At 58.8% G+C, this 19,713-nt stretch carries 17 protein-coding genes; 11 read left to right on the forward strand and 6 right to left on the reverse strand.

The window, feature by feature from the left end:
* Positions 1-29 precede the first annotated feature (29 nt).
* Positions 30-485: a DUF1178 family protein gene (locus ACXADZ_RS04935; RefSeq protein WP_475193162.1), complete on the forward strand. Its 456-nt coding sequence runs from the start codon at positions 30-32 to the stop codon at positions 483-485.
* Between the two features lie 3 nt (positions 486-488).
* The gene (locus ACXADZ_RS04940) at positions 489-1,127 is read left to right on the forward strand and encodes an SDR family oxidoreductase (protein WP_475193165.1); all 639 of its coding nucleotides are present in this window, start codon (positions 489-491) and stop codon (positions 1,125-1,127) included.
* Here ACXADZ_RS04940 and ACXADZ_RS04945 read toward each other — a convergent pair.
* Positions 1,121-1,477 carry a hypothetical protein gene (locus ACXADZ_RS04945; RefSeq protein WP_475193166.1) on the reverse strand — a complete coding sequence of 119 codons (357 nt, stop codon included), beginning with the start codon at positions 1,475-1,477 and terminating at the stop codon, positions 1,121-1,123. The two genes, ACXADZ_RS04940 and ACXADZ_RS04945, sit on opposite strands and share 7 nt — an antisense overlap.
* 165 nt (positions 1,478-1,642) lie before the next feature.
* Here ACXADZ_RS04945 and ACXADZ_RS04950 point away from each other — a divergent pair, with 165 nt between their 5' ends.
* The 6 genes from ACXADZ_RS04950 to ACXADZ_RS04975 all read left to right on the forward strand — a co-directional run bounded on the left by ACXADZ_RS04950 (position 1,643) and on the right by ACXADZ_RS04975 (position 10,452).
* Positions 1,643-2,881, forward strand: coding sequence for an aspartate kinase (locus ACXADZ_RS04950; protein ID WP_171094108.1), 1,239 nt, complete (start codon positions 1,643-1,645; stop codon positions 2,879-2,881).
* A 46-nt stretch (positions 2,882-2,927) separates the two neighbouring features.
* Positions 2,928-5,171 (forward strand): phosphoenolpyruvate--protein phosphotransferase, encoded by a 2,244-nt coding sequence (gene ptsP, locus ACXADZ_RS04955; RefSeq protein WP_475193168.1) that lies wholly within the window; start codon positions 2,928-2,930, stop codon positions 5,169-5,171.
* Positions 5,172-5,319: 148 nt separating this feature from the next.
* Positions 5,320-6,765 (forward strand): glucose-6-phosphate dehydrogenase, encoded by a 1,446-nt coding sequence (gene zwf / locus ACXADZ_RS04960; protein ID WP_475193170.1) that lies wholly within the window; start codon positions 5,320-5,322, stop codon positions 6,763-6,765.
* A gap of 3 nt (positions 6,766-6,768) precedes the next feature.
* Positions 6,769-8,574 carry a phosphogluconate dehydratase gene (edd, locus tag ACXADZ_RS04965; protein WP_475193171.1) on the forward strand — a complete coding sequence of 602 codons (1,806 nt, stop codon included), beginning with the start codon at positions 6,769-6,771 and terminating at the stop codon, positions 8,572-8,574.
* A 3-nt stretch (positions 8,575-8,577) separates the two neighbouring features.
* Entirely contained in the window at positions 8,578-9,210 is a 633-nt protein-coding gene (locus tag ACXADZ_RS04970) for a bifunctional 4-hydroxy-2-oxoglutarate aldolase/2-dehydro-3-deoxy-phosphogluconate aldolase (protein WP_475193172.1), read from the forward strand.
* A gap of 51 nt (positions 9,211-9,261) precedes the next feature.
* On the forward strand, positions 9,262-10,452 hold the full coding sequence (locus ACXADZ_RS04975) for a pyridoxal-phosphate-dependent aminotransferase family protein (protein WP_475193175.1): 1,191 nt from the start codon (positions 9,262-9,264) through the stop codon (positions 10,450-10,452).
* A gap of 21 nt (positions 10,453-10,473) precedes the next feature.
* Here ACXADZ_RS04975 and ACXADZ_RS04980 read toward each other — a convergent pair whose 3' ends face one another.
* Entirely contained in the window at positions 10,474-11,589 is a 1,116-nt protein-coding gene (locus ACXADZ_RS04980) for a pyridoxal phosphate-dependent aminotransferase (protein ID WP_475193177.1), read from the reverse strand.
* 86 nt (positions 11,590-11,675) lie between these two features.
* On the opposite strand from ACXADZ_RS04980, the gene ACXADZ_RS04985 reads away from it, so the two are divergent.
* From ACXADZ_RS04985 to ACXADZ_RS04995, 3 genes are all read left to right on the forward strand, one after another.
* Complete coding sequence (locus ACXADZ_RS04985) at positions 11,676-12,746, forward strand: SMP-30/gluconolactonase/LRE family protein (RefSeq protein WP_475193180.1); 1,071 nt, start codon at positions 11,676-11,678, stop codon at positions 12,744-12,746.
* Between the two features lie 66 nt (positions 12,747-12,812).
* Entirely contained in the window at positions 12,813-13,595 is a 783-nt protein-coding gene (locus ACXADZ_RS04990) for a crotonase/enoyl-CoA hydratase family protein (RefSeq protein ID WP_475193183.1), read from the forward strand.
* Positions 13,592-13,966: a VOC family protein gene (locus tag ACXADZ_RS04995; protein ID WP_475193184.1), complete on the forward strand. Its 375-nt coding sequence runs from the start codon at positions 13,592-13,594 to the stop codon at positions 13,964-13,966. The genes ACXADZ_RS04990 and ACXADZ_RS04995 overlap by 4 nt, the downstream gene beginning before the upstream one ends.
* Here the strand turns inward: ACXADZ_RS04995 and ACXADZ_RS05000 are convergent.
* From ACXADZ_RS05000 to ACXADZ_RS05015, 4 genes are all read right to left on the reverse strand, one after another.
* Complete coding sequence (locus tag ACXADZ_RS05000) at positions 13,963-14,295, reverse strand: DnaJ family domain-containing protein (protein WP_475193185.1); 333 nt, start codon at positions 14,293-14,295, stop codon at positions 13,963-13,965. The genes ACXADZ_RS04995 and ACXADZ_RS05000 overlap by 4 nt on opposite strands.
* A gap of 39 nt (positions 14,296-14,334) precedes the next feature.
* The gene (locus ACXADZ_RS05005) at positions 14,335-15,498 is read right to left on the reverse strand and encodes a benzoate/H(+) symporter BenE family transporter (RefSeq protein ID WP_475193188.1); all 1,164 of its coding nucleotides are present in this window, start codon (positions 15,496-15,498) and stop codon (positions 14,335-14,337) included.
* A 142-nt stretch (positions 15,499-15,640) separates the two neighbouring features.
* A complete protein-coding gene (locus ACXADZ_RS05010; protein ID WP_475193193.1) occupies positions 15,641-18,802 on the reverse strand; it encodes a valine--tRNA ligase in 3,162 nt (1,053 codons plus the stop codon).
* A 79-nt stretch (positions 18,803-18,881) separates the two neighbouring features.
* Positions 18,882-19,610 carry a dienelactone hydrolase family protein gene (locus ACXADZ_RS05015; protein WP_171094086.1) on the reverse strand — a complete coding sequence of 243 codons (729 nt, stop codon included), beginning with the start codon at positions 19,608-19,610 and terminating at the stop codon, positions 18,882-18,884.
* Between the last annotated feature and the right edge of the window lie 103 nt (positions 19,611-19,713).

Below are 19,713 nucleotides of genomic sequence, written 5' to 3' on the forward strand. Positions count from 1 at the left end.
TATTCGCCAATCGATTTTTTGGACAGAACATGATTCAATACGCGTTGAAATGCAGTGAAGGCCACACGTTCGACAGTTGGTTCCAATCCGCCGAAGCCTACGACAAACTGGCTGCGGCAGGGATGGTAACCTGCGCGGTCTGCGGATGTGAGCGGGTCGAAAAGGCGATCATGACGCCACGCGTTCGTCCGGCGCGAAACGCGCAACCGAAACTTCAACAACCGCCAGCTGCGGAAGAGAAAATCGATGTTGCCACCCCGTCGCCGGAAATTGAGAAGGTTTTGGCCGAGATGCGGCGTCATGTCGAAGAAAACTCGGATTACGTAGGCAAGGATTTTGCCAGCGAGGCGCGCAAGATCCATCTGGGCGAGGCCCCGGATCGCGCCATATACGGAGAGGCCAAGCCAGACGAGGCCAAATCGCTTATCGAAGATGGCGTGCCGGTCGCTCCGTTGCCCTTTGTCCCCAGCAGAAAGACGAACTGACACATGCACGTCGTGATCACCGGCGCCAATCGCGGCATCGGACGCGCTCTGTCTCAGCGCTACAGCGACAGGGGCGAAGCTGTTACCGGAACGTCGCGCGACGACAGCGCGCAATTGCGTCTGGACGTAACGGATCCGGTGCAGCAAACGGCTATGGCTGAACGGTTGAAGGATAAGCCCATTGACCTTTTGATCTGCAATGCAGGCGTGTATCTGGACAAGGGCCACACGATCAGCGACTACCCGGCCGACATGTGGGCGCAAAGCTTTGCGACCAACGTTACCGGAGTGTTCCTGACCATTCAGGCCCTATTGCCCAATCTTCGCGCGTCAGGCGGCAAGGTGGCGATCCTGTCGTCGCAAATGGCCTCGCATACCCGCGCGCCGGGTGGCAGCTATATATACCGCGCGTCCAAGGCGGCGGTGTTGAACTTGGGTCGCAACCTGGCGACAGACCTCAAGCAAGACGGTATTGCCGTTGGTATCTATCATCCGGGCTGGGTTCAAACCGATATGGGCGGTGTCGCGGCTGACATTCATGTCGACCAGGCCGTGTCCGGCCTGATGGACCGTTTTGATGACTTGTCACTGTCCACCTCAGGTTGTTTTGAAACCTATGACGGGCAGCCGCACGCTTACTGAGTAGCCAGTGCGGCCTTGGGGATCTCGTAGACCTCGCCTGGATCGATATAGATCACCATCAGGTCGCCGCGCGTTTCATAAGACATCTTCGAGGTCGAGCTGCTGGATTCAGGCACGCCATCTTTGAAATAAATATTTCGCACTTGTCCGCCGCCCAAACCGACTGCAAGCGTTATTGTGCCGTCATCGTGGCGGCGCAGCTCTGCATTACAGCTTTGCAGCGGATCACCTGCATTGGCGGCGCAGGGCACAGTCCCCAATGCGTTCTGGCCATCAGTCCCCGCGACGCTTGCGACTTGGGCCAGGGCAGGCGATGAAAGGAGAGCAACGGCAAGGGCTAGGCGAAACATGTAGAACCTCTTGATTTGGTTGTCGTCCTTAGGCTGACACCACGCCCTTACAAAGTAAAGCGGCCCTGCGCCGCAGGCAGACGCCTTTTGCGCCCTTGCTCTTGGGATGCCCCTCGCATATGAGGCACGGAACCTCTAATCCACGGCGCGGAGACTTTTGCCCCCATGCCCTTACTCGTTATGAAATTCGGTGGCACATCTGTCGCCAATCTGGACCGCATCCGCCGTGCCGCCAAGCGCATTGGTGTTGAAGTTGCCAAAGGCTATGACGTGATCGTCATCGTCTCGGCCATGTCCGGCAAAACCAACGAGCTGGTGGGCTGGGTGAATGAGACATCGCCCCTGTTTGACGCGCGTGAATACGATGCTGTTGTGTCTTCGGGTGAAAACGTCACTGCTGGTCTGATGGCCCTGACCTTGCAGGAAATGGATATTCCCGCACGCAGTTGGCAGGGCTGGCAGGTGCCGCTGCTGACCACCAGCGCGCACAGCCAGGCCCGAATCGAAGAGATCCCGACCGAGAACCTGAACCAGAAGTTCGGGGAAGGCATGAAAGTGGCTGTTGTTGCGGGCTTCCAGGGTCTTAGTCCCGAGGGCCGTATCACCACGTTGGGTCGCGGCGGCTCGGACACCACAGCTGTGGCTTTCGCAGCGGCGTTCGGTGCCGAGCGCTGTGACATCTACACAGATGTGGATGGGGTCTACACCACCGATCCACGCATCTGCGAAAAGGCGCGCAAGCTGGACCGCATTTCGTTCGAAGAAATGCTTGAACTGGCATCGCTGGGCGCAAAAGTGCTGCAAACCCGCTCGGTCGAGCTGGCGATGCGCTATAAAGTGAAACTGCGCGTTCTCTCAAGTTTCGAAGAACAATCCGACGAGGCCGGTACTTTGGTCTGCGACGAGGAGGATATCATGGAATCCAATGTTGTGGCCGGTGTGGCCTATTCCCGTGACGAAGCCAAGATGACCGTCGTATCGGTGGCCGACCGCCCTGGTATCGCCTCGATCATCTTCACTGCGCTCAGCGACGAGGGTGTGAATGTGGACATGATCGTTCAGAACATCTCGGACGAGGGCCGCACGGATATGACATTCTCCTGCCCGACCGATCAGGTGGCACGCGCAGAAAAAGCGTTGCTTGCGATCAAAGAGGCGGGCGAGTTGAACTATGCTGAGTTGGTTGCCGACAATGATGTCTGCAAGGTCTCGGTTGTGGGAATCGGCATGCGCTCGCAGTCGGGTGTTGCGGCCAAAATGTTCAATGTGCTCTCGGATGAGGGGATCAACATCAAGGTCATTACAACCTCTGAGATCAAAATTTCCGTTCTGGTCGACAGGAAATACATGGAACTTGCTGTTCAGGCGCTGCATGATGCCTTTGAACTGGACAAGGCGGCCTGAGCTTTTCAGCCAAGGGTCTCGCCTGACACACTAAACTGGGTGGGCCATGGCGGACGGCACCGAAACAGAATCCCGTAAGCTGCTGCGGCGGTTGCGCGAGGAAATGGCGAGCGAAGCCGCCGGTCAGGAGCGCCTTGACCGGATTACCCACCTGATTGCTGACAGCATCCGGGCCGAGGTGTGCTCGGTCTACCTGTTCCGCGATGAAGAGACACTGGAACTGTGCGCGACCGAGGGTCTCTCACCTGAATCGGTTCATAAAACGCGGATGCGCATGGGCGAAGGTCTTGTGGGGCGCGTCGCCAAGTTCGGAAAAATCGTGAATACGGCGGATGCACCGTCCGAAAAGGGATTCCGGTACATGCCGGAAACCGGCGAAGAACGGTATTCGTCCTTCCTGGGCGTCCCGGTTCAGCGCCTAGGGGAAAAGCTGGGCGTTTTGGTGGTCCAGTCTCGTGAAGCGCGCGAATTTTCCGCTGACGAAGTGTATGCGTTGGAAGTGGTTGCCATGGTTCTGGCCGAAATGGCCGAGCTTGGTGCTTTTGTGGGCGAGGGCGCGGCACTGTCACCGCTGCACCAGCAATCGGTTCTGCTGCGTGGTGGTCAGGCACAGGAAGGGTCTGCGGAAGGACATGTCTGGCTTCATGAGCCTCGCGTCGTTGTCACAAACCCGATTGCCGAAGACCCCCACCGAGAGCGTGAACGGCTGGTCGAAGCGGTCGACGAACTGCGTGTCGGTGTCGACAAGATGCTCGAGATTTCTCAGAACGGCGATACGGAACAGCTTAAAGTGCTGGAAGCCTATCGCATGTTTGCCAATTCCAAAGGCTGGATGCGCCGAATGGAAGAGGACATAGCACTTGGCCTCAGCGCCGAAGCTGCAGTTGAGAAAGAGCAATCGCAGGCGCGGGCGCGCATGGGGCAGGTGACGGACCCCTATCTGCGCGAACGGCTGGCAGATCTGGACGATCTGAGCAACCGCCTGCTGCGCATTCTGACCGGGCAGGGCAAGACCGACAGTGCCGATTTGCCACCTGATCCGATCCTGATCGCCCGCAATATCGGCCCCGGAGACCTGTTGGAATACGGACGGGCGCTGAAGGGAATCGTGCTCGAGGAGGGCTCGGTCGGCAGTCATGCGACCATCGTGGCGCGGGCACTGGCGATTCCGCTTGTGGTACATGTGGGTCGGATTACGACCGAAGCGTTGAACGGTGATCATATTCTGGTCGATGGGGATCAGGGCGTTGTGCATTTGCGCCCCGAAGATACCGTGGTCAGTGCCTTTCGTGACAAGATCGCCATGCAGGCCAAGGCGCAGGAACGCTATGCCTCGATCCGAGAAACCCCTTGTGTTTCCCGTGATGGCGCGCGCATCAATCTGGTGATGAATGCGGGTCTGATGGCTGACCTGCCGTCGCTGGGTACGTCGGGCGCAGAAGGCGTGGGCCTGTTCCGCACGGAACTGCAATTCCTGATCCGTAACAAGATGCCAAAGCGTTCCGAGCTTGTCACGCAATATCAACGTGTTCTGGACGCGGCAGGCGACAAACGGGTGGTGTTCCGCACCCTCGATATCGGGTCGGACAAAGTGTTGCCCTACATGAAACACGTGGCCGAACCAAACCCTGCGCTGGGCTGGCGCGCCATTCGCGTGGGCCTGGACAAACGCGGCGTTATGCGGATGCAGTTGCAAGCGCTTCTACGGGCTGCAATTGGTCGTCCGCTGACCATTATGTTCCCCTTTGTCGCGCAGGCCGACGAGTTCCGCGAAGCCCGGTGGGAGGTGAACAAAACCATCGAGCGTGAGAAACGGTTGGGCCACGTCCTGCCGGAAATGCTTGAGGTCGGCGCGATGCTGGAAACGCCATCGCTGGCTTTTGCCCCTCAGAAGTTCTTTGACGAGGTGGATTTCATCTCGATCGGCGGCAATGACCTCAAACAGTTTTTCTTTGCGGCCGACCGTGAAAACGAGCTGGTCCGCCGGCGATATGACACGCTGAATGTCAGTTTCCTGAGTTTGATGGAGCGGATTGTCGAGCGCTGCGATATCTCGGACACCCCCCTCAGCTTCTGTGGCGAAGACGCAGGCCGCCCGGTCGAGGCTCTGTGTCTGGCGGCGATTGGCATACGGACATTGTCGATGCGTCCAGCCTCAATTGGCCCGGTTAAAAGCCTGTTGTTGCGCTGTGACCTGTCGGAGGTGCGCAAAATCATTGCCGACGCCCGCCATCGCGGCGAGCAAAGCGTGCGCCCGGCTGTGATGGAATGGTTGCGCAATCAGGGGTAGGGCGCAAAACGATCCAGTTTGGGAAACTCTGCTTGATTTTTTTGCTGGAGCTTTCTATTTGACTGGCAATGTTAGCGATAACAGTCTTTGTATTGTGCGGTTTCGTGCCATGCGAGGTTGATATCGGCACACTCAGAAGGAGCCCGTGATGGTTTCACGCGTAATTCCGGTAGAACCATTTGATCTGGTGCTGTTTGGGGCGACCGGCGATCTGGCACAACGCAAGATCCTGCCGGGCCTGTGCCATCGTTTTGCGATTGGTCAAATGCCCGAGGGCGCGCGTATCATCGGCACGGCGCGGTCAGAGATCGACAGCGACGGGTTCCGCGATCAGGTCCGCGCCTCGATGCAGAAATTTGCACCGGACTTTTCGTCCGAGACGCTGGATCGGTTTCTGGCACATGTCGAATATGTGCCTGTGGACGCTTTGGGTGAAGCCGGGTGGCCCGATCTAAAAAAGCTGGTGCGTGATGATGTTGTGCGGGCCTTTTATCTTTCCGTTGGGCCAAGTCTGTTTGCTGGCATTGCGCAGCGCTTGCATGGCACTGGCTTGGCGACACCCGACAGTCGCATCGTCGTCGAAAAGCCGTTTGGTCATGATCTGGCCTCGGCTAAAGCACTTAACGAGGGTTTGCGCGACTGTTTCGAAGAGCATCAGATTTATCGGATCGACCATTATCTGGGCAAGGAAACCGTGCAGAACCTGATGGCGCTGCGCTTTGCGAACTCGCTGTTCGAGCCGCTTTGGAATTCCACCCATGTCGATCACGTTCAGATCACCGTGGCCGAGACCGTGGGCGTCGAAGGGCGCGGGGCCTATTACGATCAATCCGGTGCAATGCGGGACATGATCCAGAACCATCTGGTGCAATTGCTGTGCCTTACAGCGATGGAGCCGCCTTCGAAATACGCACCAAACGCCGTGCGTGACGAAAAGGTCAAAGTCATCGAAGCGCTGGAGCCGGTCGAGCCCAAGGATATCGCGCGCGGCCAATACCGGGCGGACAAGGGTGAGGGCGGCTATGTCGATCATGTGGGCAACCCCGCCAGCCGAACCGAAAGCTTCATTGCCCTAAAGGTTCATATTGGTAACTGGCGTTGGGCGGGTGTGCCTTTCTATCTGCGCACCGGCAAACGTCTGCGCGCGCGCGAATCCGAGATTGCGGTGTTCTTCCGCGACCCGCCACATACCATTTTCCCCAATGTCGGCCCCCTGCACGGAAACGTGCTTGTAATCCGTCTGCAACCCGACGAAGGCATTACCCTGCGCACCACGATCAAGGATCCGGGTCCCGGTGGGTTCCGCCTGTCGGACGTAGCACTGGACATGAGCTTTGCCGATGCGCTTGGGGCCGAGGCGCAAGCCCCAGATGCCTATGAGCGGCTGATCATGGATGTCATCCGAGGCGATCAGACGCTGTTCATGCGCGGTGATGAGGCTGAGGCCGCTTGGGCCTGGGTCGATCCCATTATTCAGGGCTGGGAACAGCGCGGCGACCGCCCGTCTCGCTACGATCAGGGCAGTTCCGGCCCCGAAGAAGCACTGATGCTGATGCATCGCGATGGACGCCGCTGGCGTCAGATCGGAGGGTAATCAATGGTACATTCAGTCATTACCGACGTCACCAAACGGATCATAGACCGCAGCGCCGATCTGCGCGGTCCGCATCTGGAACGCATGGAGCAGGCTAAATCCAAAGGCCCGGCCCGTGCGCATCTGTCTTGCAGCGGGCAGGCTCATGCTTACGCAGGCGCCGGGGACGACCAGCAGTCCATGGCAACCGGCACGGCAGGCAATCTGGGAATCGTCACCGCCTATAACGACATGCTGTCGGCGCATCAGCCGTTTGAGCGTTATCCCGAACTGATCCGTCAGGCGATCCGCGCCGCAGGCGGCACCGCACAGGTTGCAGGTGGGGTTCCGGCGATGTGCGATGGCGTCACGCAAGGTGAGGTGGGGATGGAGCTGTCGCTGTTTTCACGCGACGTGATCGCATTGGCGACCGGGGTTGCCCTTAGCCACAACACGTATGACGCTGCTGTGTTCCTTGGGGTTTGCGACAAGATCGTCCCCGGACTGGTCATCGGCGCGCAGGCTTTTGGCCATCTGCCAGCCGTTTTCCTGCCCGCAGGTCCGATGACCAGCGGGTTGCCGAACGACGAAAAAGCCAAGGTCCGCCAACAATTCGCGGCCGGAGAGGTGGGTCGCGACGCGCTCATGAAGGCGGAAATGGCCGCTTATCATGGCCCCGGCACCTGCACCTTTTATGGCACGGCCAACACGAACCAGATGCTGATGGAGTTCATGGGCCTGCATCTGCCGGGCTCTAGCTTTGTCAATCCAAACACGCCCTTGCGTGATGCCCTGACCGAGGAAGGTGCGCGCCGCGCCCTGTCGCTCAGCGCGCTAGGCAACCACTACACACCGGTCTGCCAGATTCTTGACGAACGAGCCTTTGTGAACGGGATCGTGGGTCTGATGGCAACAGGTGGATCGACCAACCTGCTGATCCACCTGATCGCTATGGCGCGGGCAGGCGGTATCGTTTTGGATTGGGAAGATTTTTCCAAAATCTCTGCCGTGGTGCCTTTGGTTGCGCGGGTTTATCCCAACGGTCTGGCTGACGTGAACCACTACCATGCCGCCGGAGGGCTTGGGTATACCATCGGCACTCTGCTGGAGAACGGTCTACTACACCCCGATACCCTGACGGTAGCAGGGCAGGGCCTGCACAATTACACCAAGGAACCCAAACTGATGGACGGAGACCTTGTCTGGCAAGACGGCACCGACCACAGCCTGAACAAAAAGATTTTGCGCCCGGCCAAGGATCCGTTCCAACCAACCGGAGGTCTGTCGCGCCTGACGGGCAACTTGGGCACCGGTGTTATGAAGGTTTCAGCCGTTGCCCCGGAACATCAGGTGGTCGAAGCACCTGTACGTGTGTTCCATGATCAGGATGACGTCAAAGCGGCCTTCAAGGCCGGAGAATTCACGGATGACGTAATCGTTGTCGTGCGTTTCCAAGGCCCAAAGGCGAACGGGATGCCCGAGCTTCATTCGCTGACTCCTATTCTGTCGATCCTGCAAGGCCGGGGTCAAAAGGTGGCGCTTGTCACTGATGGCCGTATGTCCGGTGCGTCGGGCAAAGTTCCCGCAGCCATCCATGTCTGTCCTGAGGCGCTGGACGGTGGTGCCATTGCGCGCCTGCAGGATGGCGACATTCTGCGTGTTGATGCGGTGCAGGGTCAGTTGGAAATCCTGACCGAAGGCGTGCTGGACCGCCCCGTTGCCACCGCCGACCTTTCAGCAAATCAACACGGTGTCGGGCGCGACCTCTTTGGTGCGTTCCGGCTGAACGTCGGATCTGCCGACACAGGCGCCAGCATATTCGGAGCATAAGTGATGACGAAATCTCGACGCACCCGCGAAATCTGCGCTCTTGCGCCTATTGTACCTGTCCTTGTGGTCGACGACGCAGTGCATGCGCGCCCTTTGGCTGAAGCGTTGGTCGCTGGAGGCTTACCCGCGCTCGAAGTCACATTACGCACACCGGCTGCATTGGATGCAATCCGGGCCATGGCAGAAGTGCCCGGCGGTGTTGTAGGTGCAGGTACACTGGTCACCCCCGAGGATGTCCGTGCAGCCAAAGAAGCGGGTGCTCAGTTTGGTGTCTCTCCGGGCGCAACTGACGCGCTGATCGCAGCGTGCGAGGCAGAGGGCCTGCCGCTGTTGCCCGGCGCTGCCACAGCAACCGAAGCGATGGAGTTGTTGGGAAAAGGCTACGACATGCTGAAGTTCTTCCCGGCCGAGGCTTCGGGCGGGGCACCGGCATTGAAAGCAATCGGTGCGCCTCTGCCGCAGATCAGTTTCTGCCCTACAGGTGGCGTGTCCCCTTCTAACGCCCGCGATTACCTGACATTGTCCAACGTGGTCTGTGCTGGAGGCAGCTGGGTCGCGCCAAAGGATCTGGTCAAAGCCGGGAATTGGGCGGGTATTGAAGCGCTGGCGAGCGAAGCCTCGAAGCTGATGGATTGACGCCGCCAAAACCCTTGCTAGGGTGTGCATCAATTCAGACAGGTTGATCTTATGACAAACCAAATTTCGCTCGTGCAAGGGCGCGAGTATTTGGCCATTCCCGGCCCGTCGGTCATGCCCGACGCCGTATTACAAGCCATGCACCGCCCGTCGCCAAATATTTATGACGGTGAACTGGTCGAGATGATGCCCGCGCTGATCACTGATCTAAAGCGCGTCGCACGGACACGACATAATGTGGCAATCTACATTGCCAACGGTCACGGTACCTGGGAAGCAGCACTTTCCAATGTGATCGCGCCGGGTGAAACAGTGCTTGCCCCGGCATCTGGCCGATTCACCCACGGATGGGCTGAAATGGCTGAAGGGGTGGGGGCGAAGGTTCAACTGCTCGACTTTGGAACCGCCTCAGCGTGGGACTTTGACCAAATCGACGATGCGTTGCGCGCGGATAAAGACCATCAGATCAAAGCCGTGCTAGCGGTTCATGTGGACACGTCCAGCTCGATCCGCAACGACATCCCCACGCTTCGCCGACTTCTGGATGATCTCGGTCACCCGGCATTGCTGATGGCTGATTGTATTGCCTCTTTGGGATGCGACCGGTTTGAGATGGATGACTGGGGCGTAGACGTAACGGTCAGTGCCTGCCAAAAGGGTCTGATGACTCCAGCCGGGTTGGGGTTTGTTTTCTTTAACGAAAAAGCTCAGGCCAAGCGGGCCACAATGCCGCGCGTGTCGCAGTATTGGGACTGGCAGCCGCGCGCAAACCCAGACCTTTTCTACCAGTATTTCAATGGCACAGCGCCGACGCATCATCTCTACGGTCTGCGCGCCGCGCTGGATCTGATCCATGCCGAGGGGATCGAACACGTTTGGGCCAGGCATGAACATCTGGCCAAAGCGATCTGGGCCGCGTGCGAAACCTGGGCGCAAGGCGGGGCTTTGCATCTCAACGTCACCGACCGTGCCCACCGCAGCCGTGCCGTCACGTCTTTGCGCCTGAGTGATGGCAGGGGTACCGCTTTGCGCGCCTACACCGAAAACCAATTGGGTTTGACGCTTGGTATCGGTTTGGGGATGGAGGACTATGACGGCTGTTTCCGTCTCGGCCACATGGGGCATGTGAACGGGCAAATGATCATGGCGATGCTAGGGGGCATGGAAACCGCATTGGCTGCGTTGGACATCCCCCGAGGCGCAGGAGCGCTAGAGGCCGCCGCATCAACGCTTGCGATATAAACTGAGCCAAGCGATTAAGTTTCAGCCGACGCGTTCCTGCGCGTCGGCAAGCGCTTTTGGCAGGGCTGCGGCAAACGCGTCCAGATCCGCGACCTCTCCACAACTGACCCGTATGCACCTGTTCTGAGGTGCAGCAAACGGCATCCGAACAAAAATCCCTTGCGCAACCAAAGAGTCCAAAACCGCTTTCGCAAAGTCTCCATCCCGCCCGCAGTCAATCGCGACAAAGTTGGTCGCTGAAGGCAGGGGGTCCAACCCGTTCTCGCGCGCTATTGCAGCGATACGATCTCGTGCTTCCGTGATCCGGGCCTGAATGTGCGACAACCAGGCTTGATCCTGCAGCGCCGCCAAGGCACCGGCTTGCGCCGCGCGGTTCATGCCGAAATGGTTGCGCACCTTGTTGAAGGCGGCGATCAGATCCGGCGCTCCCAACGCATAGCCTACTCGTGCGCCTGCCAAACCGTAAACTTTTGAAAAGGTTCGCATCCTGATCACTCGGGGGTCATCTATTTCGACAGGCGCAGCGGTCCCATCAGGCGCGCATTCCACGTAAGCCTCATCCAGAACCAACAGGCAGTCTTCTGGCATGGCATCCAATGCTGTCACGATCTCTGCGCCCGAGTGCCAACTGCCCATTGGGTTGTCTGGGTTGGCCAAATAAACCAGCTTGGCGCCGACCTCGGTTGCTTTGGCAAACAGGGCACCTGGATCCTCGTGATCCCCTGTGTAAGATACTTTGTGCAGATCGCCGCCGAACCCGGCCACGTGATAGTTAAAGGTCGGATAGGCCCCGTCTGAGGTCACCACCGCGTCTCCGGGACCTATGATCAGACGCACCAGATACCCCAAAAGCCCGTCAATCCCTTCGCCCACAACGATATTCTCTGGCATCACACCATGATGATCTGCCAATGCACTGCGCAGGTCATGGTTTTCGGGGTCGCCATACATCCAGATTTCAGATGCGGCTTGCGCCATGGCCTCGATAGCCTGTGGTGAAGGGCCAAACACGCTTTCATTTGCCCCAAGACGTGCCGCGAACGGGGCACCCCGTTGCCGCTCTTGCGTTTCGGGGCCGACAAAGGGCACGGTGGCGGGCAGGGATTGGGCAAGCGGTGTGTATCGAGGTCCGGTCATGTGGGCAGATAACCTCAAGCCCACTTATTGAGCAAGCTCCCAACGCGGTTAGCCGCGCTGTGGCGAACTTTAACAAGGGAACGCAAATGCGCATTCTTTTCGCGGTTTTTCTTCTGGGTGTCGCTTATCTTCTGTTCTGGCCTGTACCGGTTGTACCCGTCGCTGCCGAGTTTCCGGAGGACGCTGGATTCACTGGGGATTTCGCAGAAAATACGGCGCTGGACGCCGCGCAGCTTGTCCGCTTGCCCGGGGAAGAGGTTGGCCCCGAAGACATCGCCGTTATGACGGATGGCACGGTGTATACGACAAGCCTGTCAGGCATACTTTACCGCGTTGATGGAGCTGAGCCTGTCGAGGTTGATCGTCTGGGTGGGCGACCTCTTGGCCTTAAGGCCGGGCCGGATGGCGCACTTTATATTGCTGACAGTTTTCGAGGTGTGATGCGATGGACCGGGCCGGGCACCTTGGAAACGGTGGTTGCTGACGTCAACGGTGCGCCAGTGATCTATGCCAACCAACTGGACGTGGCGCAGGATGGCACGATCTATTTTTCCAATTCAACAGACCGCTTCGACCCGGAAACCATGGGGGGGACCAAACCCACCTCGGTCCTGACTATCTGGGAACAGTCCGACACAGGCTATATCGCGCGTCGCGCACCGGATGGTACGACCGAGAAGATCGCCGAGGGGTTCGTCTATACCAATGGTGTCGCCCTTTCACCTGATGAGGACTTTCTGTTGATCGCAGAAACGGGCCGCGCACGGGTGCATAAGCTTTGGCTGACCGGTTCCAAGGCCGGACAACAAGAGATTCTGATGGATAACCTGCCTGGGTATCCCGACAATATCGAGGCGCAGGGAGATGGCACTTATTGGTTGGCTTTTGCCAGCCCGCGCGTACCGTCCGAAGCGCTGATGCCCTACCCGTTCTTGCGGAAGGTGATCTGGCGGCTGGGTCCAGCAGTGCGTCCGGCACCAATTCATCGAGGTATGGTGGTGCAATTCGATGGCGAGGGCACAATCCTGCGCACGTTACAGGACCCGCAGGGCCGCTTGGGTATCACAACCGGGGGCAAAATCGTGGGCGGTCAGTTCTATGTCATGACCCTCGATTCCGCATGGTTTGGGCGAATGCCTATCAGCGATCTGCCCTGACGTCGTGGTGGTATTCGGCCGCCGGGGCGGGCATGTTTGCAACACTGGAATTTCGAGAGGCCGCCTATGTCACGTGTATCCGTCACTTACCAAGATCATGTTGCCCATGTCACGCTGACACGAGGCGACAAGATGAACGCGCTGGATGACGCGATGATCAAAGCGCTATTGTCCGCCGGGAAAGAGGTTGCGGCCTCGGATGCGCGCGCCGTGGTCTTGTCCGGGGAAGGAAAAAGCTTTTGCGCGGGGCTGGACATGGCCAGCTTTGCGAAGATGGCCCATATGGACCCAACCGAATGGCTGATGACCCGCAGCCACGAAGACGCCAACGAGATGCAGGAACTGGCCCTTATCTGGCGCCGTGTCCCGGTGCCGGTGATTTGCGCCTTGCAAGGTGTGGCTTATGGGGGCGGGCTTCAAATTGCGCTGGGCGCGGACATTCGGATTGCGCATCCCGAGGCCAAACTGGCTGTGATGGAGATGAAATGGGGTATCATTCCGGACATGGGCGGCATGGTTTTGTTGCCGCGCTTGGTCCGTTCGGATGTGCTTCGGTTACTGACCTACACAGCGCGTCCGATTGGTGCGCAGCAAGCGGCGGAGTGGGGTCTGGTCACGCAGCTTTCCGATGATCCGTTGACCGAAGCTCTGGCCCTTGCCGAGAATATCGCCGGTCAAAGTCCCTCGGCTATCCGCGCTGCGAAGCGTTTGATCGAAATCGCCGAAACGCAGGGGCGCACTGACGTTCTGATGGCGGAATCCGCCGAGCAGGTGGAATTGATCGGCAAGCCCGACCAGATGGAGGTTGTGATGGCGCAGATGCAGGGCCGAAAGCCCGAGTTCAAATGACCGCTTTTCCCGCGATCAATCGGTTGGTGCTGTACACCAAACGAATGGACCAAATGGTGGCCTTCTACGAAACCCACTTTGGCTATGTTGTTCAGCGGAACCCGGGTGATCGAATTGTTGAACTGGTCCCAAAATCAGGTGGCGTACATCTTCTTCTGCATCCGGCGGCCAAAGGCACCCGAGAAGGGCAAGCCGCAGTGAAGCTGGTTTTTGACGTACCGAATGTAGCAGAGTTTTGCGCTCAGGCGGCTGAGTGCGGCTTGGTATTTGGGCCGATTCATCAGGCTGACGGGTATCAGTTTGCAAATACTAAAGACCCCTCCAAAAACTCGGTTTCCGTCTCGAGCCGCGCTTTCCTGAATAAGTGCTAGCGCATAAAGGCCCGGCGTGCGTCGCGGGCCATATTGTAGCGCATTTCCAAATCGGCAATGCGGGCCATCGCGGCTTTGCGCTTGACTGGGTCAGTCAGGTCGGCATAGGTCTGCCGGGCAGTGTCGAGCTGCTTCTTGATGTGGAACTCTTCCGGTAAAACACCGGCTTGCGCCATGATCCGGTGACCTGCAGCGATGGCCGGATCAGTCATCGCTTCTGATGACCTGTCAGGCAGTGGTTCGCCTTCACCCTCCAACCCCTGCAATTGGCCTTCGGACTGAGCCTTCTTGATCTGGCGTTCGACCAGTTTTGCCAATGCTCCAAACATGGGTTTAGTTTAATCGATCTGGAGTGTCAGAAAAACCATCTATCTGATCCGTTGCGAGATCAGGTAGGCGACCCCGCCCGCCAGCAGACCCCAAACAGCCGCGCCGAAACCAAACGCAGTGATGCCCGAAGCTGTGATTGCAAAGGTCAGGATGGCTGCTTCGCGCTCTGCAGGAACTTCCAGCGCAGCGAAGGTGGCGTTGGCCATCACGCCGATCAAAGCGACGCCGGTCAGCGTTCCCATCAGCAGCGGGTCGGCATGGGCGGCAAATCCGGTAATCGCTACGGCGAAGATACCAAACAGGCAATAAAACACCCCCGCCATGATCGCTGACCAATAGCGTAAGGTGCGATCCGGGTGGCTGTCTTCGTTGGAGCACATGGCGGCCGTGATGGCTGCAAGACAGGTGGCGGGTGCCCCGAATGGGGCGGACAACAGGCTTGCGCCACCCACTGACGAGAACAGCTTGCCCGGTTCGGGCGTGTAGCCAAAACTGCGCATGACCGCGATGCCCGGTATATTCTGGGTGGCCATTGTCACGACAAATAGGGGCAAGCCAATGCCGATGGCAGAGGCCAGCGAGAATGTGGGCATTGTCCAGACCGGAGCAGCCAGGTAACTCTCGGGTCGTACTGATGTACCGTCGGCGCTGAATACGACGACCAGTGCGGCGGCCACAACGGCAGCGGGCACGGCGAATAGCTTGTTGAAGCGCCCGGCAATAAACCATGTCAGGATGACAGGCAGAGCTTGCCAGGGCAGTTCGACCGCGGCCTTGAAGGGGACGATACACAGCGGTAGTAGAACGCCCCCCAACATGGCTTGGGCCAGCGTCGTCGGGATTGCAGCAGCCAAACGGCCGAGCGGTTTCCAGAGACCGGCCAAAACCGTCAACGCGCCGGCGCATAGGAATGCTCCGATCGCGCCCGAGAAGCCCTCGACCGGGGTGGCGGAAACGGCCAGCAGCGCCGCGCCGGGGGTGGACCAGGCCACGCTAATCGGCTGTTTGTATCTTAAGCTGAGAAAGATCGCGGCCAGCCCCATGGCGATGGCGGCGCTCATCAGACCCGAGGCGGCCTCGGCCTTGGATGCGCCCATGGCGGTGAGCCCTTGCAGGACGATGGGGAACGAGCTGAAGAACCCGACGACGGCCACGACCAGTCCGGTCGAGACGGTTTGCATCGGGGGAAAGGGCTGCGCCATCAGAGCCTCGGGCGTTGTTTTGCTTGATTGCTAACAACTGGCGGGTGGGGCGAACAAGGGGAAAGCTTTGAGGGTAAAGAAAAACCCCTGCGTCGGTTTGGTCGCAGGGGTTGGGACTTGAGTATTTTTGAAAAGATGAAGATCAGGCAATCTCAGCGAGGCGGGCGAGCGCCTCGTTCAGTTTCGCCTCTTCTTCCTCGCGGGCGGCGAGGTTGGCTTTGGCTTCTTCGACCACCTCTTCCGGGGCCGAGGCCACGAATTTGGGGTTGTTCAGACGCCCGCGCAGGCCGCCGAGTTCCTTGGCCAGTTTGCCTTTGGCTTTTTCCAGCCGTTCTTTTTCTGCGCCGATGTCGATGATATCGGCCAGTGGCAGACCGAAGGAGGCTCCGGGGGCGGCGATGGAGATGGTGCCTTTGGGCAGCTCATCCGCCGATGTCAGGCTGTCGATCCGCGCCAGGCGCTTGATCAGCGCCTCGTTGCGATCCCACGCAGCTTGGCCGTTGGTGTCGATCTCGGTCACCAGCATTGGTACGTAGAGGCCAGCCGGAACACGCATCTGCGCACGGGCCGAACGGGTGTTTTCGATCACCGAGATTACCCAGTTCATCTCTCGATCCGCCTCGGCGTCGATCAGGTCGGCAGCGGCGTAGGTGGGCCAGTCGGCGTGGACGACCATCTTCGCGCGGTTGCTTGTCAGGCCCCAGAGTTCCTCGGTGATGAAGGGCATGATCGGATGTAGCAAGACCATGCACTGATCCAGAACCCAACGCATGGTGGCGCGGGTTTCGGCTTGCGCTTCGGCATCGTCGCCTTGCAGCAGCGGTTTCGACAGCTCCACGTACCAGTCGCAGACCTTGCCCCAGACGAAGGCATAAAGCCCGTTGGCCGCGTCATTGAAACGATAGCTTTCCAGCGCCGCGTCCACCTCTTCGCGCACGCGGGCGGTTTCGCCGATGATCCAGCGGTTCACGGCAGCATTGGGTTTCAGGTCGGCCACGTCCAGTTGCGGTACGGCGTCGGTGAAGACCTCGTTCATTTCAGCAAAGCGGACGGCGTTCCACAGCTTGGTGCCGAAGTTGCGATAGCCGGTGATGCGCTCGCGCGACAGTTTCAACACGCCGCCAATCGCCGCCATCGAGGCGTTGGTAAAGCGCAGCGCGTCGGCGCCGAATTCGTCCACGATCTCCAGCGGGTCGATAACGTTGCCGGTGGTCTTGGACATCTTCTTGCCCTTCTCGTCGCGGACGAGCTGGTGCAGGTAGACGGTGTGGAACGGGATCTGATCGACCACGGCCAGTTGCATCATCATCATCCGGGCGACCCAGAAGAACAGGATGTCGAAGCCGGTGATCAGAACGTCCGTGGGGAAGTAGCGCTCCAGTTCCTCGGTTTGCTCGGGCCAGCCCAGCGTGCCGATGGGCCAGAGGCCGGAGGAGAACCATGTGTCGAGGACGTCGGGGTCGCGCCAAACAGGGTAGACCAGCTTGGTTGGATCCTGTTCGACGGCATATTGAGCCAGGCTTTCCGCAAACTGATGGATGGCTTCCTGCTTGTCACCGACTTCGATAACCGTCGCGTGGCTCAGTGGACTTGGAATGTTTGCGTTGTCGTCGAGGAATTTCTCCGTCACAGCCTCAAGGCTCGCACCGCATTCCATGACGTTGCCACGGTGCAGCATTCCACCTTCGCTCAACAAACGGCCCAGTTCGACCAGATCAAGGTCGCCGTCATTTTCGTCGTCCTTGAAGTTCTCAGCCGAGAGATCAAGGCCATACCAAACCGGAATCTGATGCCCCCACCATAGCTGGCGCGAGATGCACCAGGGCTCGATGTTTTCCAGCCAGTGGTAATAGGTTTTCTCACCCGACTCGGGGATGATCTTGACCGTGCCGTCCTTGACTGCATCCAGCGCGGGGCCGACGACCTTTTCGGCGTCGACGAACCACTGGTCGGTGAACATCGGCTCGATCACGACCTTCGAGCGGTCGCCAAAGGGCTGCATGATCGGTTTGCTCTCGACCAGCGGTACCATCTTGTCGGCACCTTCGTGATCGGGCTTCAAAGCGGTCGAGCCCAGACGCGGATCATCCGCGCGGGTCATGACAGCCAGACCGTCGGCGGTGATTTCCTCGACAACCTTCGCGCGCGCTTCGAACCGGTCGAGGCCGCGCAGGTGATCGGGGATCAAGTTGATCGCGTCGATCTCGTTCTCGGTGAACTCTTTGCCGCGTGCATATTCTTGCGCCTTGTCGGCCTCGTCGGCGTAAGGCGCACCATCGGCTCGCATCGCGCCCTTTGTGTCCATCAGGCGATACATCGGAATGCCGCCTCGCTTGGCCACCATGTTGTCGTTGAAGTCATGCGCGCCTGTGATCTTCACTGCGCCTGAGCCGAAATCGGGATCGGGGTAGTCATCGGTGATGATCGGGATTTGACGGCGATGCTCTTTCGGACCAACCGGGATTTCGCAGAGCTTGCCCACAATGGGCGCATAGCGCTCATCCGACGGATGAACAGCAACCGCGCCGTCGCCCAGCATGGTTTCGGGGCGTGTGGTGGCGATGGAAATATAATCCCGCTCCTCGCGGAAGATCACATTCCCATCTTCATCTTTTTCCAAATACTCATATGTTTCACCGCCGGCCAAGGGGTACTTGAAGTGCCACATATGCCCGGCGACCTCAATATTCTCGACCTCAAGGTCCGAGATCGCTGTCTCGAAATGCGGGTCCCAGTTGACCAGACGCTTGCCGCGATAGATCAGACCTTTTTCGTACATATCGACGAAGACCTTGATCACGGCGTCGTGGAAGTTGGCCGAGTTCTCATGCCCCGTGCGTGGATCACCTGCTGCACCGGCCATGGTGAAGGCGTTGCGCGACCAATCGCAGGAGGAGCCCAGGCGTTTCAGTTGTACGATGATTGTACCGCCATACTCGCCTTTCCATTCCCAGACTTTCTCAAGGAACTTCTCACGGCCCAACTCGCTCCGACCCGGCTGTTGCGTGGCGGCCAGCATCTTCTCGACCTGCATCTGCGTGGCGATGCCCGCGTGATCCTGACCGGGTTGCCACAGCGTGTCGAACCCGCGCATCCGGTGCCAGCGGATCAGGATGTCTTGCAACGTGTTGTTGAATGCATGACCCACATGCAGCGCACCCGTAACGTTGGGCGGCGGGATCATAATGGTAAAGCTTTCGTCGCGCGATTTATTTGCGCCTGCCTTGAAGGCTCCGGCCTGTTCCCAGGCTTCATAGATGCGGGCCTCGGCCTCGGCCGCGTTGAATGTCTTTTCCATCGCCATGGGGTGCGTCCTGCGTCAACAAATTCGGGTCAGCGCCTGCAATAGCGAATGGAGGCAGGAAGGGAAAGGCCTTGCGCGCTTAGGTTATACCAAAGCGGGCTTTGAAATAGGCGTCCACGCGTTGATAGGCGGGATTGTGGAAATCCAATGTCAGCAGCGAATGGTCCCTGCCGGGGTATTCAACCGTTTCCAACAGATCGCCGAAAGCCTGTTCCAATGCTTGCATCAGTTTCTTAGGTGCCAGCTTGTCTTCGGAATACCGCATCGCCAGCCCGGGCCCCTTCGCGGCCATTCCTGCCGATGCTGCGCCGATATCCTGCGCGCTCATATGCAGATGCTTGCCACCAAAAACTGGCAATGCAGGTTGACTGGCGACCCCACCAACAACGGCGTCTTCGGCCATCAAAGTCAGGGCAAAACTGCCTGTCAGGCACATGCCGATGACACCTACACCGGCGCTACCTTCGCGCTTTTTGATCTCATGAGTAAGGGCACGCATCCACCCTGCGATGGGGCTTTGTTTGCCTCTGGCGAAGATGTTGAACTCTTTCCGGACGCAAAACAGCCGGGCGGTGTTTTTGGCCATCTCGACCTTACCGTAGGTGCCGAACAGATGTGGCAGGTAGACACGAAAACCGGATGCGTTCAGCTTTACTGCCAGCGCCAAAGTCTCTGGTCCGATTCCGGGCAATTCCTGAAGGATCAGGATCGGTGGCCCCTCTCCACCGACATAGACGTCATGTGTCACGCTCTGACCGCCAGTTAGCGGAGCGGAAAAAGGAAAAACGGTGTCGTGGGTCCAGGTCATGACCAAACCTACTCCAACATCTGGCAGGCACAAACGAATTTCCGTGAGCCCCGCTGGACATCGTCGGGGCACGGGCTAGGCTCGGCCGCAAGATCCATAAGGA

It is taken from the genome of Ruegeria sp. ABM4_193 (assembly GCF_056158705.1).

What these genes read in the sequence shown, in the direction of transcription:
- ACXADZ_RS04935 (WP_475193162.1), top strand. Translation starts at nt 30, where the DNA reads ATGATTCAATACGCGTTGAAATGCAGTGAAGGCCACACGTTCGACAGT.
- ACXADZ_RS04940 (WP_475193165.1), top strand. Translation starts at nt 489, where the DNA reads ATGCACGTCGTGATCACCGGCGCCAATCGCGGCATCGGACGCGCTCTG.
- ACXADZ_RS04945 (WP_475193166.1), bottom strand. Translation starts at nt 1,477, where the DNA reads ATGTTTCGCCTAGCCCTTGCCGTTGCTCTCCTTTCATCGCCTGCCCTG.
- ACXADZ_RS04950 (WP_171094108.1), top strand. Translation starts at nt 1,643, where the DNA reads ATGCCCTTACTCGTTATGAAATTCGGTGGCACATCTGTCGCCAATCTG.
- ptsP (WP_475193168.1), top strand. Translation starts at nt 2,928, where the DNA reads ATGGCGGACGGCACCGAAACAGAATCCCGTAAGCTGCTGCGGCGGTTG.
- zwf (WP_475193170.1), top strand. Translation starts at nt 5,320, where the DNA reads ATGGTTTCACGCGTAATTCCGGTAGAACCATTTGATCTGGTGCTGTTT.
- edd (WP_475193171.1), top strand. Translation starts at nt 6,769, where the DNA reads ATGGTACATTCAGTCATTACCGACGTCACCAAACGGATCATAGACCGC.
- ACXADZ_RS04970 (WP_475193172.1), top strand. Translation starts at nt 8,578, where the DNA reads ATGACGAAATCTCGACGCACCCGCGAAATCTGCGCTCTTGCGCCTATT.
- ACXADZ_RS04975 (WP_475193175.1), top strand. Translation starts at nt 9,262, where the DNA reads ATGACAAACCAAATTTCGCTCGTGCAAGGGCGCGAGTATTTGGCCATT.
- ACXADZ_RS04980 (WP_475193177.1), bottom strand. Translation starts at nt 11,589, where the DNA reads ATGACCGGACCTCGATACACACCGCTTGCCCAATCCCTGCCCGCCACC.
- ACXADZ_RS04985 (WP_475193180.1), top strand. Translation starts at nt 11,676, where the DNA reads ATGCGCATTCTTTTCGCGGTTTTTCTTCTGGGTGTCGCTTATCTTCTG.
- ACXADZ_RS04990 (WP_475193183.1), top strand. Translation starts at nt 12,813, where the DNA reads ATGTCACGTGTATCCGTCACTTACCAAGATCATGTTGCCCATGTCACG.
- ACXADZ_RS04995 (WP_475193184.1), top strand. Translation starts at nt 13,592, where the DNA reads ATGACCGCTTTTCCCGCGATCAATCGGTTGGTGCTGTACACCAAACGA.
- ACXADZ_RS05000 (WP_475193185.1), bottom strand. Translation starts at nt 14,295, where the DNA reads ATGTTTGGAGCATTGGCAAAACTGGTCGAACGCCAGATCAAGAAGGCT.
- ACXADZ_RS05005 (WP_475193188.1), bottom strand. Translation starts at nt 15,498, where the DNA reads ATGGCGCAGCCCTTTCCCCCGATGCAAACCGTCTCGACCGGACTGGTC.
- ACXADZ_RS05010 (WP_475193193.1), bottom strand. Translation starts at nt 18,802, where the DNA reads ATGGCGATGGAAAAGACATTCAACGCGGCCGAGGCCGAGGCCCGCATC.
- ACXADZ_RS05015 (WP_171094086.1), bottom strand. Translation starts at nt 19,610, where the DNA reads ATGACCTGGACCCACGACACCGTTTTTCCTTTTTCCGCTCCGCTAACT.